Source organism: Bradyrhizobium lupini (assembly GCF_040939785.1).
In the GTDB taxonomy this organism is placed as follows: Bacteria; Pseudomonadota; Alphaproteobacteria; order Rhizobiales; family Xanthobacteraceae; genus Bradyrhizobium; species Bradyrhizobium canariense_D.
This window is the reverse complement of the sequence record NZ_CP162553.1, coordinates 3899399-3913439: the sequence shown is the minus strand read 5'-3', so window position 1 is coordinate 3913439 and position 14041 is coordinate 3899399. Positions and strand designations below refer to the sequence as shown.

Here is a 14041-nt window from a genome sequence, read left to right as displayed (position 1 = left end):
TGATAGGCCGCCTTCGTGTAACCTACTACTCACTTCGCAGTGAGCCACCGTTCACAAATCCGCGCTTACGCCGCGAGCTTGCGTAGCACGTAGTGCAGGATGCCGCCGTTGCGGTAGTATTCGAGTTCGTCCAGCGTATCGATGCGGCAGAGCAGCGAAACGCGCTGCAGCGAACCGTCGCCGGAGACAATCTCCGCGGTCAGCTTCTGGCGCGGCTTGAGGTCGCCAACGAGGCCGCGCAGCGTGACCTTCTCGTCGCCCTTCAGACCGAGCGACGACCAGGAGGTGCCGTCCTCGAAGGTCAGGGGCAGCACGCCCATACCGACCAAATTGGAGCGGTGGATGCGCTCGAAGCTCTGGCAGATCACGGCGCGCACGCCGAGCAGACGGGTGCCCTTCGCGGCCCAGTCGCGCGAGGAGCCGTTGCCGTATTCGGCGCCGGCGAACACCACCAGCGGCACCTGCTCCTGCTGGTATTTCATCGCGGCATCGTAGATCGACATCTGCTCGCCGTCGGGCCAGTGCTTGGTGAGACCGCCTTCCGGAATATTGCCGTCGGCGCCCTTCAGCATGAAGTTCTTGATGCGGATATTGGCGAAGGTGCCGCGCATCATGACTTCGTGGTTGCCGCGCCGCGTGCCGTACTGGTTGAAGTCGGCCGGACGCACCTGGTGCTCGCTGAGATATTTGCCGGCGGGCGAGGTGAGCTTGATCGAACCGGCCGGCGAGATGTGGTCGGTGGTGATCTTGTCGCCGAACATGGCGAGGATGCGGGCCTCGACGATGTCGGTGACCGGCTCCGGCTCCTTCTTCATGCCTTCGAAATAGGGCGGGTTCTGCACATAGGTCGAACTCATGTTCCAGCGATAGGTTTCGCTCTCGACCGTCTTGATCTTGCGCCAGTTGGTGTCGCCCTTGAACACGTCGGCATACTTCTTCTTGAAGATCGACGCGGTCACGAACTTCTTCATGAAGGCGTTGATCTCCTTGGTCGTCGGCCAGATGTCCTTGAGGTAAACCGGCTTGCCGTCCTTGCCTTCACCGAGCGGCTCGACGGCGAGGTTCTTGGTGACGGTGCCCGCGAGCGCGTGGGCGACCACGAGCGGCGGCGAAGCCAGATAGTTCGCCTGCACGTCCGGCGAGACGCGGCCTTCGAAGTTGCGATTGCCGGAGAGCACCGCAGCCGCGACGATGCCGTTGTCGTTGATCGACTTCGAGATCTCCTCGGGCAGCGGACCGGAATTACCGATGCAGGTGGTGCAGCCGAAACCGACCAGGTTGAAGCCGACCTTGTCGAGATCGGCCTGGAGACCGGAATCGGCGAGATAGGCCGCCACCACCTGGCTGCCCGGGGCGAGCGAGGTCTTCACCCACGGCTTTGCCTTGAGGCCCTTCGCGGCGGCGTTGCGCGCCAGAAGACCGGCGCCGATCAGCACGCTCGGGTTCGAGGTGTTGGTGCAGGAGGTGATCGCGGCGATCACGACGTCGCCATGGCCGATGTCGAAGTTCTTGCCGTCGACGGCGAAGCGCTTCCCCGGCTCCTCGGCCTTCTTGTATTCGCTGGCGAGCGCGAGCGAAAAGCCCTCGGCCACGGACGGCAGCGCAATGCGGCCTTCGGGGCGCTTCGGGCCGGCCATCGAGGGCACGACATCACCGAGGTCGAGCGTCAGCGTTTCCGTGAACACCGGATCGGGCGACTTGGCGGTACGGAACAGCCCTTGCGCCTTCGCATAGGCCTGCACCAGCGCGACGCGCGCCGAGGCGCGGCCGGAGGTCTTGAGATAATCCAGTGCGGCGGCATCGACCGGGAAGAAGCCGCAGGTCGCGCCATATTCGGGCGCCATGTTGGCGATGGTTGCCTTGTCTGCGACCGAGAGATGGTCGAGGCCGGGGCCGAAGAACTCCACGAACTTGCCGACGACGCCGAGCTTGCGCAGCATCTGCGTCACCGTCAGCACGAGGTCGGTCGCGGTGACGCCTTCCTTCATCGCGCCCTTCAGCTTGAAGCCGACGACGTTGGGCAGCAGCATCGACAGCGGCTGGCCGAGCATGCAGGCTTCCGCCTCGATGCCGCCGACACCCCAGCCGAGCACGGCAAGGCCGTTGACCATGGTGGTGTGGGAATCGGTGCCAACCAGCGAGTCGGGATACGCGACCTCGAAGGTGCCGGTCTTCTTGCCGACCGTCATCTTCTCCTTCTTGGTCCACACCGTCTGGGAGAGATATTCGAGATTGACCTGGTGGCAGATGCCGGTGCCGGGCGGCACGACGGAGAAGTTCGAGAACGCCTTCTGGCCCCATTTCAGGAACTCGTAGCGCTCCTGGTTCTGCTTGTATTCCTCGGTGACGTTCTTGCCGAAGGCCTTGTTGTCCCCGAAGAAGTTCACGATCACGGAGTGGTCGATGACGAGATCGACCGGCACCAGCGGATTGATCTTCTCGGCGTCGCCCCCGAGCTTCTGCATCGCGTTGCGCATCGCGGCGAGATCGACCACGGCGGGCACGCCGGTGAAGTCCTGCATCAGCACGCGCGCGGGGCGGAAGGCGATCTCATGCTCCAGCGACTTCTTGCGCAGCCACTTCGACACCGCGACGATGTCTTCCTTCTTGACCGAGCGGCCGTCCTCGTTGCGGAGCAGGTTCTCGAGCAAAACCTTCATCGAGTAGGGGAGTTTCGAAATTCCCTTCAGACCATTCTTCTCGGCCGTGGGCAGGCTGTAATAGACATAGGTCTTGGCGCCGACCTTGAGGGTCTTTTTGCATTTGAAGCTGTCGAGCGAGGTCATGTAGGAAATCCCAATTGTCAGTTATACCCGGCAGGGTATTTTAACACCGTCGGCGTAGGCAGGCTGAGTCACTTGCAGGGGCAGGTTGAGTTGCTGCATCAAGTAGTTCCGGGCTTATAGAAGCTTTCTAACCGCGCCGCCACAGCCACAATCGTGCCGCGGCAATCCGCGAGCCAAAAATTCCCATACGCTACCCCAAGTTTTCCTGAGGCCCGGCTTTGAGCGGATCGATACGAGGCAAGATGCAGCTTTCCGGACGCGGGGTCAGTTGCGTGCGGGGCGAGCGCGAGGTGTTTTCCGGGCTCGATTTCGAGGCCGGCTCCGGCGAAGCCGTGGCGGTCGTCGGCCGCAACGGATCGGGCAAGACCTCGCTGCTGCGGCTGATCGCGGGCCTGCTCATTCCGGCGGGCGGCACGATCGCGCTGGACGGGGGTGACGCCGAGCTGACGTTGCCGGAGCAATGCCACTATCTGGGTCATCGCGACGCCCTGAAGCCAGCCCTGAGCGTGGCGGAGAATCTGACGTTCTGGGCCGATTTTCTCGGCGGCGAGCGTTTCGACACCGGCAAGGGACTCGCGACCGTCGGGCTCGACCATGCCGCCGATCTGCCCGCCGCCTTCCTGTCCGCCGGCCAGCGCCGCCGGCTGTCGCTGGCCCGCCTGCTCACCGTCCGCCGCCCCGTCTGGCTGTTGGACGAGCCGACCACGGCGCTCGATGTCGCGGGACAGGACATGTTTTCCGGATTGATGCGCGGGCACTTGGCCCGCGGCGGCCTGATCGTCGCCGCCACCCATGCCCCGCTCGGGATCGATTCGCGGGAGCTGCGGATCGGGGGTGCGGCGTGATTCGGGTCGACCCTCAGGTTTCCAAGCGGCCGAACTCCGCCCTCTCCGTTCCCTCCCCCTTGTGGGGGAGGGTCAGGGAGGGGGTGCCACACGGCGCACTCTCTCGGTTCTCGCGTTCGGCAGGCGGGCGCTCCGTTGCTAGCGGCCCGCACCCAAGAACCATCTTCCTCGGGGCTACCCCCCTCCCCCGCCCTCCCCCACAAGGGGAGGGAGCGCAGCTCGCCCGGGGCAACCGGCCGACGCTGCCTCCTCACCTCTGGGAGCAGTGGCATGACCGCCCTGACTGCCCTCATCCGCCGGGATATCCGGATCGCGCTCCGCGTCGGGGGCGGGGCGTTGATTGGCGTGCTGTTCTTTCTGACCGTGGTGGTGCTGATGCCGTTTGCTGTGGGGCCGGACCTGGCACTGCTGTCGCGGCTCGGACCCGCCATCCTGTGGCTGGGGGCGCTGCTGGCGAGCCTGCTCACGCTGGACCGGCTGTTCATGGCCGACCACGAGGACGGCTCGCTCGACCTGATCACGATGAGCCGGACCCCGCTGGAACTCGCCTGCGCGTCGAAAGCGCTGGCGCATTGGCTGGCCGCCGGCCTGCCGCTGATCGTCGCAACCCCCGTGCTCGGCCTGCTGCTCAACCTCGACATGGTCGCAACCGGTGCTGTGGCGCTGACACTGCTCGCTGGCACCCCGGCGCTGACGTTTACGGGAATGATCGGTGCGGCGCTGGCGGTGACGCTGCATCGTGGCGGCTTGCTGATGGCCGTCCTGGTGCTGCCGCTGTCGATACCGGTGCTGATCTTCGGCGTCGCGGCCTCACAGGCGGCGATCGTCGGACCCATGACGTTCGGCGCGCCGTTCTCGATCCTGTGCGCACTATCGCTGGTCAGTCTCGTGATCGGCCCGTTCGCGGCTGCGGCGAGCCTGAAGCATGGATTGGATTGACCTTGACCCCGATCAACTTTCGCTGCGGACTTTCGTGCTGATTGCGTGAGCGCTTACCTGTGATTATCAGGATACCATGACGCTGATCGACCTCGCCAACCCCACACGGTTCCTCGCGCTGACGGCGCGGCTGCTGCCATGGCTTGCGGCCGCGACCATCATCCTGCTCGCGATCGGGCTCTATCAGTCTGCCACCGCACCCGACGACTATCAGCAGGGCGCGACGGTAAAGATCATGTTCATCCACGTGCCTAATGCCTGGCTGTCGATGTTCGTATGGGGCGTGATGAGCATTGCCTCGCTCGGCACGCTGGTGTGGCGGCATCCGCTTGCCGACGTCGCCGCCAAAGCGGCCGCCCCGATCGGCGCCAGCTTCACCTTCCTTGCGCTGCTCACGGGCTCGCTGTGGGGCCGGCCGATGTGGGGCACCTATTGGGAATGGGACGCGCGGCTGACCTCGGTGCTGATCCTGTTCCTGATGTATCTCGGCCTGATGGCGCTGTGGCGCGCGGTCGACGAGCCCTCCCGCGCGGCGCGCGCCGCCGCCGTGCTGACCCTAGTCGGCGCCATCAACCTGCCCATCATCAAGTTCTCGGTCGACTGGTGGAACACGCTGCACCAGCCGGCCTCGGTGATGCGGATGGGCGGCTCGTCGCTCGACAGATCGTTCCTGATTCCGTTGCTGGTGATGGCGGTCGCGTTTACCTTGCTGTTCGTCACGCTGCATCTGGCTGCGATGCGCAACGAGATTTTGCGACGGCGCGTGCGGTCCCTGCAGATGATGCAGGCGAGCCGTGTGGCGTTTGCAGAAGTCGGCACCGGCTCGCGTGAAGGCAGCACGTCAAAAGAAGCTGGGGCTGCATGATCATGTCGCTCGGTCCCTATGCGTCTTTCATCGTGACATCCTATGCCGCGGCGGCCCTTGTGGTCGTGATCCTGATCGGCTGGATCGTGCTCGATCATCGGAGTCAGACACAGCGCCTGCGCGAGCTCGAGCGCAGCGGCGTGACCCGCCGCTCCGGCCGTAGCGCGACGGATCGGCCATGAGAGATCGAGCATGAGAGATCAATCATGAGCGAGCAATCGACGTCCGCTCCGCCGCAGCGCCGCACCTTCCTGATGGTGCTGCCGCTGATCGCCTTCATCGGCTTGGCGTTGCTGTTCTGGTTCCGGCTCGGCAGCGGCGATCCCTCGCGAATCCCTTCCGCGCTGATCGGGCGCCCCGCGCCGCAGACCACGCTGCCGCCGCTCGAGGGATTGCAGGCCGACAACGCGCAGATCCCCGGCCTTGATCCCGCTGCGTTCAAGGGCAAGGTCAGCCTCGTCAATGTCTGGGCGTCCTGGTGCGTGCCGTGCCACGACGAGGCGCCGCTCCTGACCGAATTGGCAAAAGACAAACGCTTCCAGCTCGTCGGCATCAACTACAAGGATGCCGCCGACAATGCGCGGCGCTTCCTGGGGCGCTACGGCAACCCGTTCGGCCACGTCGGCGTCGATGCCAACGGCCGCGCCTCGATCGAATGGGGCGTCTATGGCGTGCCGGAGACCTTTGTCGTCGGTCGCGAAGGCACCATCGTCTACAAGCTGGTGGGACCGATCACGCCGGAGAATTTGCGGACGGTGCTGTTGCCGCAGATGGAGAAGGCGTTGAAGGCGGCGGGGAGCTAGCTCTGTCGTCAGTGTGAGCGAAGGACCCAACCCCAAACACCGCTGTCATGCCCCGGCTTGACCGGGGCATCCAGTACGCCGCGGCCTCTCCGTATCTCACAACCGTCTCTGGAATACTGGATCGCCCGGTCAAGCCGGGCGATGACAGTTGAGTGTGTGGCTGCAACCAGCAATGATGAGTTGAGAGCTCAACCCTTCCTCACGTCCCCCGCCTCGGCCTCGCTCGCTTCCAGCGACGCCGGCTCGAGGTGATAACGCTTGGTCAGCGGCATCTGGGCGATGGCGAAGATCATGGTGATCGGCGTGACGCCGAACACCTTGAAGTTGACCCAGAAGTCGGTGCTCTGGGTGCGCCAAACGATCTCGTTCAACACCGCCATGCCGGCGAAGAACAGCGCCCAGCGTAGCGTCAGGATGCGCCAGCCCTGCGGCGTCAAATTGAACATCTGGTCGAACATGACGGCAATGAAGGAGCGGCCGAACAACAGGCCGCCGCCGAGGATCGCAGCGAACAACGCGTAGATGATGGTCGGCTTGAGCTTGATGAAGGTCTCGTCATGCAGCACCAGGGTCAGCGTGCCGAACACCAGCACGATGACGCCTGTCACGATCGCCATGATCGGGATGTGGCGCGTCACCACATAGGAGGCGATCATCGCCGCAACGATCGCGACCATGAACGCGCCGGTCGCGGCGAACAGATTGAACTTCGCATTGACGAAGAAGAACACGAGCAGCGGGCCAAGCTCGGTGGCAAGCTTGAACAGCGGATGCGGCTGGGTCTTGTCCATTCTTCAGCTTTCGATTCCGGCAATGGCGCGGGCGAAATCACGCGCGGTGAACGGCGCGAGATCGTCGACGCCTTCGCCGACGCCGATGAAATGCACCGGCAGTTTGAATTTCTCCGCGAGCGCCACCAGGATGCCGCCGCGGGCGGTGCCGTCGAGCTTCGTCATCACGAGACCGGTGACCCCGGCGGTGCGATGGAAGGCCTCGACCTGCGACAGCGCGTTCTGGCCGACAGTGGCGTCCAGCACAAGCAGCACCGCATGCGGTGCAGTCGCGTCCACCTTGCGGATGACGCGCACGACCTTTTCGAGCTCGTTCATCAGCTCGGCCTTGTTCTGAAGCCGCCCGGCGGTGTCGATCAGGAGCACGTCGACGGCCTGCTCCTTCGCGGCCGTCAGCGCGTTGAAGGCGAGGCTCGCCGAATCCGAACCTTGCGCACCTGATATGACGGGCGTCCTGGTGCGCTCGCCCCAGACCTTGAGCTGTTCGATCGCCGCTGCGCGAAAGGTGTCGCCGGCCGCCAGCATCACCTTGCGGCCTTCGGATGCGAATTTTTGCGAGAGTTTCCCAATGGTGGTGGTCTTGCCGGAGCCGTTGACGCCGACCACGAGGATAACGAACGGCTTCTTGCCAGCGTCGATCTCCAGCGGCTTTGCCACCGCCGCCAGTACCTTCTCGACCTCGGTCGCGACGACGTCCTTGACCTCGTCCGCTGAGATAGCCTTGTCGTAGCGCCCGGTGCCGACCGCATCCGCGATCCGCACCGCGACGGAGGTGCCGAGGTCGGCGCGGAGCAGCACGTCCTCGATGTCGTCGAGCATGGCGCGGTCGAGCTTGCGCTTGGTGACGAGGTCGGCGACCGCGGTCCCGAGCGAGGACGAGGTGCGCTTCAGCCCGTCGGACAGGCGGCGCCACCAGCTCAGCTTGGGGGTCTCGGGGGTGGTATCGTTCATGGTGGCGGTGTGTTAGCCGTTCCGGCTCGCAAACGAAAGTCTTGACCGAAAGTCCTGCAATTGCTCGATGTTCCCGAATTGACGGCCGACGAAATCCTGGCGCGCGTGCTCCATCGCGACGGATTGATGCTGGTCATCGACAAGCCGGCCGGCCTGCCGGTGCATCGCGGACCCAAGGGCGGTGCCAATCTGGAAACCTCCTTTGAGGCGCTTCGTTTCGGCCTGCCGCGGCCGCCGGTGCTGGCCCACCGGCTGGACAAGGACACCTCCGGTTGCCTGGTGCTCGGCCGCCATCGCAAGGCGACGGCCTCGCTCGGCCTGCTGTTCAAGCATGGCAAGATCGGCAAGACCTACTGGACCATCGTCGAGGGCGGCCCCACCGAGGACGAAGGCACCATCGACATGCCCCTCGGCCGGCTCAATGCCGAGCGCGGCTGGTGGCAGAAGCCCGATCCCGAGGGCCAGAAGGCCATCACCAACTGGAAGGTGATGGGCCGGGGCGACGGCCTGACCTGGCTCGCCATGGAACCAGTGACCGGGCGGACCCATCAATTGCGGGTACATTCGTCCGCGACCGGCTGGCCGATCTTCGGCGATAACATCTACGGCAACGGCCCGCGCTTCGGCGAGCCGAAGCTGCACCTGCATTCCCGCGAGATCGTGGTACCGATCTCCCGCAACAAGGAGCCGGTCCGCGTGGTGGCGCCGGCCCCACCCCACATGCACGAGCGCCTCCGCGCCTGCGGGTGGAACGGGGAGTAGTGCTGTCAGCCCCTCATGGTGAGGAGCGCGAAGCGCTCCCTATAGTTTACGAAACGTTCAGTGCTCGTCTCTAATGATAGCGGTTGCTTAGAACAAGCTTCCGTCAATCTGCTCAGGACGAGCTGCGCGTCATGTCCACGGCCGAGTTATCGATCATCGACGAGGTCGAGTCCGCGCTTCGGACAGGCTCGGCGGAAAAGGGCCTGGCAACCGCCCGCCGCGTCACCGACCTGTTCCTGTCATCCGCCGGCAGTTTCGACAACGAGCAGATCGCACTGTTTGACGACGTGCTCGATCGCCTGATCGGCACCATCGAGCTCCGCGCCATCGGCGACATGGGCGCGCGCGTAGCGCTCGCCGAGATCAGCGCGCAGCTCGCGCCGATCGCGCAGGCGCCGCCATCGGTCATTCGCCGCCTCGCCAACAATGACGAAATCCGCATCGCTGGTCCCGTGCTGCAGGAATCCGCGCGCCTCGACGACGGCGCGCTGGTGCAGATCGCATCATCCAAGTCCGAGCCGCATCTGCTCGCGGTCGCCGGACGCTGGTGGCTGAAGGAGATCGTCACCGATGCATTGCTGGCGCGACGTTATCCCAGCGTCAGCCGGCGGCTCGCCGCCAATCCCGGCGCGCGCGTCTCCGGAAGCGGATTTGCCGTCATCGTCGGACAGGCGGAGGCGGATCCCGAGCTCGCTGTCAGCGTCGGCGTCCGCGTCGATTTGCCGTCAGACCTGCGCCGTCAATTGCTGCGCTCGGCGAGCGAGGCCGTGCGGACCCGCCTGTTGTCGCGCGCGCCGCCGCATCTGTTCGAGGAGATCCAGAGCGCGATCGCCGCAGTCACCGTCGGTGTCGAGCGCGAGATGTCGGGTGTCCGCGATTTCGAAGGCGCCAAGCGCGCCGTCGCAGGTCTCAGGGCGACCGGCCAGCTCAGCGAAGCGACGCTGCTCGGCTTCGCAACACAGCGCCGTTATGAAGAAGCGGTGGCCGCATTGGCGGCATTGTCGGGATCGACTGTCGAAGTCATCCGCCCGCTGATGCAAAGCCTGCGCGAGGACGGCCTGCTGGTGCCGTGCAAGGCGGCGCAGCTCAGCTGGGAAACCACCGCCGCCGTGCTCGAAAGCCGCTTTGCGAGCGGCGCGATGAAGCCGGCCGATATCGCAAGGGCTCAAAGCCATTACGCGCGCATGACCCCGGAGAATGCGCGGCGGACGCTGCGGTTCTGGCAGGTGCGGGCGTTGTAGTTTTTCCCTCTCCCCTTGTGGGAGAGGGTGGCTCGCCGCGCAGCGGCGAGACGGGTGAGGGGTCTCTCTCCGCGAGTCCACATTGAGTTGAGTACGCGGAAGCAACCCCTCATCCGGCGCTTCGCGCCACCTTCTCCCACAAGGGGAGAAGGGAAGGAAGCATCACACCGTCAGCCGCGCGCCATCACGACCGGCGATCCGCAGCGGCACGATGCGGCCCACACGCTCGCCCGCAATCGCCACCGGCAGATAATGCTCCGTCCGTCCCTGACCGTCGCTCTCGATCAGCACCTCACGCGTGGCGCCGATCTCGGCTTGCAGCCGCTGCAGGAGCGCGGTCTCACCGGCCGAGCGCAGCCGCTTCGCACGCTCCTTGATTGCACCGCCCGCCACCTGTGGCATCCGCGCGGCCGGCGTGCCGGGACGCGGCGAATAGGGGAAGACGTGGAGGAACGTCAGGCCGCATTGCTCGACCAGATCGAGCGAGCGCGAGAACATCTCCTCGGTCTCGGTCGGAAAGCCCGCGATGATGTCGGCCCCCAGCGCGATATCCGGCCGCAGCCGGCGGACCTGGTCGCAGAACGCGATGGCGTCGCCGCGCGTATGCCGCCGCTTCATGCGCTTCAAGATCATGTCGTCGCCGGACTGCAGCGACAGGTGCAGATGCGGCATCAGCCGCGAATCCTCAGCAATGGCATCTAACAGATCGCTGTCCGCCTCGATCGAATCGATAGAGGAGATGCGCAGGCGCCTCAGCTCCGGCACATGCCGCAAGATCTGCTTCGTCAGCATGCCGAGTTTTGGCGTGCCCGGCAGGTCAGTGCCGTAGCTGGTGAGGTCGACGCCGGTCAGCACGATCTCGGCATGGCCGCGCTCGGCCAATGCCCGGACCTGATCGACCACGGCGCCCATCGGCACCGAGCGCGAATTGCCGCGCCCGAACGGAATGATGCAGAAAGTGCAGCGATGGTCGCAGCCGTTTTGCACCTGCACGAACACGCGCGGCAGGCCGCTCGCAAAGCCGTCGATGAGATGCGGAGCCATCTCCTTCACCGCCATGATGTCGCTGACGGCGATTTTTTCGCTCGTACCGAGATCAAACGCCGCACGCGCCTCGCGCCATGCGGACGACCGCATCTTATCGTCATTGCCGACGACGCGATCGACCTCGGCCATCTCGGCGAACATGCCGCTTTGCGTCTGCGCCGCGCAACCGGTGACGACGATGCGCGCTCCCGGCCGCTCGCGCTTCAATTTGCGGATCGACTGCCTCGCCTGCGCCACCGCTTCGTTGGTGACGGCGCAGCTGTTGATGACGATGGCATCTGAAAGGCCCGCGCCCTCGGCCTCGCGGCGGATCACCTCGGCCTCGAAAGCATTGAGGCGGCATCCGAAGGTGACGATGTCGACGCTCATCACCCGACCGGCGCGAACAGCGCCGGATCGAAACGGCCTTCATATTCGAAGGTCGCCGTGCCCGTCATCAGCACGTGATCGTCGCGCTCGCGCCATTCGATCCCGAGCTTGCCGCCGGGCAGCGTGATCTCGACATTGCGCTCGGCGCGCTTCAGCCGCGCCGCCGCGACCGCCGTGGCACATGCGGCCGAGCCGCAGGCCCTGGTCAGGCCGGCGCCGCGCTCCCAGGTGCGGATCGTGATGTGCTGGGGATCGACGATATGGGCTAGCGTGATGTTGGCGCGCTCCGGGAAGATCGGATGGTTCTCCAGCAGCGGACCGAAACGCTCGAGGTCGTAGGCGTTGACGTCATCGACCCAGAAGATCGCATGCGGATTGCCCATGCTGACCACCGACGGCGAATGCAGGACCGGATTGTCGATCGGGCCGATCTGCAATTCGATGTAGCGGGTGTCACGAAATTCCTGGTCGAGCGGAATGTCCTGCCAGCCGAACTTCGGCGCGCCCATGTCCACCGTATAAAGATCCGGCGCCGGACCCTGCCAGGCATTGAGCAGGCCCGCGGCCGTCTCGAACGTTGCATTGGTCTGGCCGGTCTTTTCGAAGATGCGCCGCACGACGCAGCGCATGCCGTTGCCGCAGGCGCCGGCCTCGGAGCCGTCACTGTTGTAGATGCTGATGAACGCTTCGGTGCCGTCGAAGCGCGGCTTCTGCAGCACCATGAGTTGGTCGTAGGGCACGCCGCCTCGCGGCGATGCCACCGCGCGGGCATCGTCCGGGGTGACCTTTGAGGTGGAATCGCGCATGTCGACAACGACGATCTCGTTGCCGATGCCGTTCATCTTGGCAAATGCGTGGTTGGCCAGCGCGCTCATGAAAATTCCCGAATTTCGCCTGCCTTATATGGCGATCCTTGGCCCTCTTGGCCAGTGATTTGCCGACAAGAGCCAGGACGCTGCCATGACGCATCTGTCATGGGACGAATTCGGCGCTCGCGTGTTAGAACGGCGCAATTCGCGCGATCCGGGACATGCGGCCGGGCTAAGGCTTCGGGGACGTAAGGCCTTGGCGGATAAGCTATTGGGGAGAATAAAAATGTTCAGGTTTCGTCGTCTCGTTTTGGCCGCGCTGATCCCGGCAGCGGCCTTGTCGTTTAGTCTGTCCGCCACGCTGGCCCAAACGCCGAGCCCGGCACCGGCCGCATCAGCTAGCCCCTCGCCGGCCCCGTCGGCTTCGCCCGCCCCGGCCGCGAGCGCTGCCCCCGTGGCCACGCCCTCGCCGGCGGCCAGCGCCTCGCCAAGCCCTGCCACTTCCCCTGCAACCTCGCCCTCGCCCGCCGCAAGTGCCTCACCCAGCCCCGCCGCCCCGCCGCCCGCTGCGGCCGCGACGCCGGCTCCCGTGCAGACGGCCGATCCCTTCGGCCAGGAGACCACGCTCGAGCCCAAGAAGGTCGTGATGGTCAAGGGCACTGCCAATTGGGACTCGGCCTTCGACACGCTGATTGACGCCTTCAAGGCGCTGAACACGCTGTTGGACAAGCAGGGCATCAAGCACGCCGGCAATTCGATGATCGTCTACACCTCGACGGACGATACCGGCTTCACCTTCCTTGCCGAGATCCCGGTCGATCAGGACCCGAAGAACCTGCCCAAGGACATGAGCGTCGGCAAATCGCCGGAGGGCAAGGCGCTGAAATTCGTTCATCGCGGCTCCTACGACAACATGGACAACACCTATGAGGCGATCACCAATCACCTCGACGACAAGAAGCTGGAAGCCAAGGACACCTTCATCGAGGAATACCTCACCGATCCCCTGAAGACGGCGGAGGACAAGCTCGTGATCAATGTTTTCGTGCCGCTGAAGTGAGACCGATGAAAAAGCCTGCCATCCTTTTGACCTCCCTTGTTACGTCCTTTGCCGCCGCGCTGCTGGCAACGCCTGCGCTCGCCGACGATTTTCCGTCCGCGATTTCGGTGAGCGGCGAAGCCACGATCTCCGCCGCGCCTGATCTGGCGCAGATCGACGCCGGCGTCGCCAACGACGCCAAGTCTGCGAAGGAAGCCTCCGACGCCAACAACGCCGCGATGGGCAAGGTGCTGCTGGCCCTGAAGGGTGCAGGCATTGACGAGAAGGACTACCAGACCTCGCGGCTTTCGCTGCAGCCGCAATACGGCCAGAACAAATCCACCGGCGCCTCGCCCGTTGTCGGCTTCCGCGCCTCAAACCGCGTCACCGTGAAGATCCGCGACGTGACCAAGGTCGCCGCCATCATCGACACGCTGGTCGGCGCCGGCGCCAATGATATCGGCAACATCTCCTTCGAGGTTACGCAGGCCTCGAAACTGCTCGACGATGCCCGCGAGAAAGCTGTCGCAGACGCCCGCCGCAAAGCGGAGATCTACGCCAAGGCGACCGGCGTCACGCTGGGTGCACCGCTCAGCGTCTCCGAAGGCGGCGCCCCGATGCCGCTGTTCAAGGACGCATGGCCGCAGCTCCCATGGCCGTACCGCAGGCCGCGGTCGCGCCGGGCGAGGAAACGCTAGCGGTGACGGTGAATGTGAGCTGGGCGATCAAGGCGAAAGAGCAGTAGGGGCAGCTGCCGCTACAGACTCCATTGTCGTCCCGGCCGCAATTGCGCA

General features: G+C 65.0%; 13 protein-coding genes and 1 pseudogene. 9 read left to right on the top strand and 5 right to left on the bottom strand.

The window, feature by feature from the left end:
• Positions 1-65: 65 nt before the first annotated feature.
• Positions 66-2786: an aconitate hydratase AcnA gene (gene acnA, locus AB3L03_RS18465; RefSeq protein WP_018459820.1), complete on the bottom strand. Its 2721-nt coding sequence runs from the start codon at positions 2784-2786 to the stop codon at positions 66-68.
• 242 nt (positions 2787-3028) lie between these two features.
• On the opposite strand from acnA, the gene ccmA reads away from it, so the two are divergent.
• The 5 genes from ccmA to AB3L03_RS18440 all read left to right on the top strand — a co-directional run bounded on the left by ccmA (position 3029) and on the right by AB3L03_RS18440 (position 6238).
• The gene (ccmA, locus tag AB3L03_RS18460; protein WP_204512862.1) at positions 3029-3631 is read left to right on the top strand and encodes a heme ABC exporter ATP-binding protein CcmA; all 603 of its coding nucleotides are present in this window, start codon (positions 3029-3031) and stop codon (positions 3629-3631) included.
• Between the two features lie 270 nt (positions 3632-3901).
• Complete coding sequence (ccmB, locus tag AB3L03_RS18455; protein WP_204512863.1) at positions 3902-4570, top strand: heme exporter protein CcmB; 669 nt, start codon at positions 3902-3904, stop codon at positions 4568-4570.
• Between the two features lie 76 nt (positions 4571-4646).
• Positions 4647-5435 (top strand): heme ABC transporter permease, encoded by a 789-nt coding sequence (locus AB3L03_RS18450; protein WP_018459817.1) that lies wholly within the window; start codon positions 4647-4649, stop codon positions 5433-5435.
• Positions 5432-5617, top strand: coding sequence for a heme exporter protein CcmD (gene ccmD, locus AB3L03_RS18445; RefSeq protein WP_018459816.1), 186 nt, complete (start codon positions 5432-5434; stop codon positions 5615-5617). Before AB3L03_RS18450 ends, ccmD begins: the two co-directional genes overlap by 4 nt.
• A 24-nt stretch (positions 5618-5641) precedes the next feature.
• The gene (locus tag AB3L03_RS18440) at positions 5642-6238 is read left to right on the top strand and encodes a DsbE family thiol:disulfide interchange protein (protein ID WP_204512864.1); all 597 of its coding nucleotides are present in this window, start codon (positions 5642-5644) and stop codon (positions 6236-6238) included.
• Between the two features lie 188 nt (positions 6239-6426).
• On the opposite strand, the gene AB3L03_RS18435 is transcribed toward AB3L03_RS18440, so the two are convergent.
• On the bottom strand, positions 6427-7029 hold the full coding sequence (locus AB3L03_RS18435; RefSeq protein ID WP_007598838.1) for a septation protein A: 603 nt from the start codon (positions 7027-7029) through the stop codon (positions 6427-6429).
• A gap of 3 nt (positions 7030-7032) precedes the next feature.
• Positions 7033-7980, bottom strand: coding sequence for a signal recognition particle-docking protein FtsY (ftsY, locus tag AB3L03_RS18430; RefSeq protein ID WP_204512865.1), 948 nt, complete (start codon positions 7978-7980; stop codon positions 7033-7035).
• Between the two features lie 60 nt (positions 7981-8040).
• Here ftsY and AB3L03_RS18425 point away from each other — a divergent pair, with 60 nt between their 5' ends.
• Positions 8041-8742, top strand: coding sequence for an RluA family pseudouridine synthase (locus AB3L03_RS18425; RefSeq protein WP_204512866.1), 702 nt, complete (start codon positions 8041-8043; stop codon positions 8740-8742).
• 131 nt (positions 8743-8873) lie between these two features.
• Positions 8874-9983: a DUF2336 domain-containing protein gene (locus AB3L03_RS18420; RefSeq protein ID WP_204512867.1), complete on the top strand. Its 1110-nt coding sequence runs from the start codon at positions 8874-8876 to the stop codon at positions 9981-9983.
• A 162-nt stretch (positions 9984-10145) separates the two neighbouring features.
• Here AB3L03_RS18420 and mtaB read toward each other — a convergent pair whose 3' ends face one another.
• Both mtaB and dapF read right to left on the bottom strand, forming a co-directional pair.
• The gene (mtaB, locus tag AB3L03_RS18415) at positions 10146-11399 is read right to left on the bottom strand and encodes a tRNA (N(6)-L-threonylcarbamoyladenosine(37)-C(2))-methylthiotransferase MtaB (protein ID WP_204512868.1); all 1254 of its coding nucleotides are present in this window, start codon (positions 11397-11399) and stop codon (positions 10146-10148) included.
• A complete protein-coding gene (gene dapF, locus AB3L03_RS18410; RefSeq protein WP_204512869.1) occupies positions 11399-12274 on the bottom strand; it encodes a diaminopimelate epimerase in 876 nt (291 codons plus the stop codon). The genes mtaB and dapF overlap by 1 nt, the downstream gene beginning before the upstream one ends.
• A gap of 220 nt (positions 12275-12494) precedes the next feature.
• On the opposite strand from dapF, the gene AB3L03_RS18405 reads away from it, so the two are divergent.
• Entirely contained in the window at positions 12495-13268 is a 774-nt protein-coding gene (locus tag AB3L03_RS18405) for a GyrI-like domain-containing protein (protein WP_085354312.1), read from the top strand.
• Between the two features lie 5 nt (positions 13269-13273).
• A pseudogene (locus AB3L03_RS18400) lies at positions 13274-13992 on the top strand (SIMPL domain-containing protein).
• Positions 13993-14041: the final 49 nt, after the last annotated feature.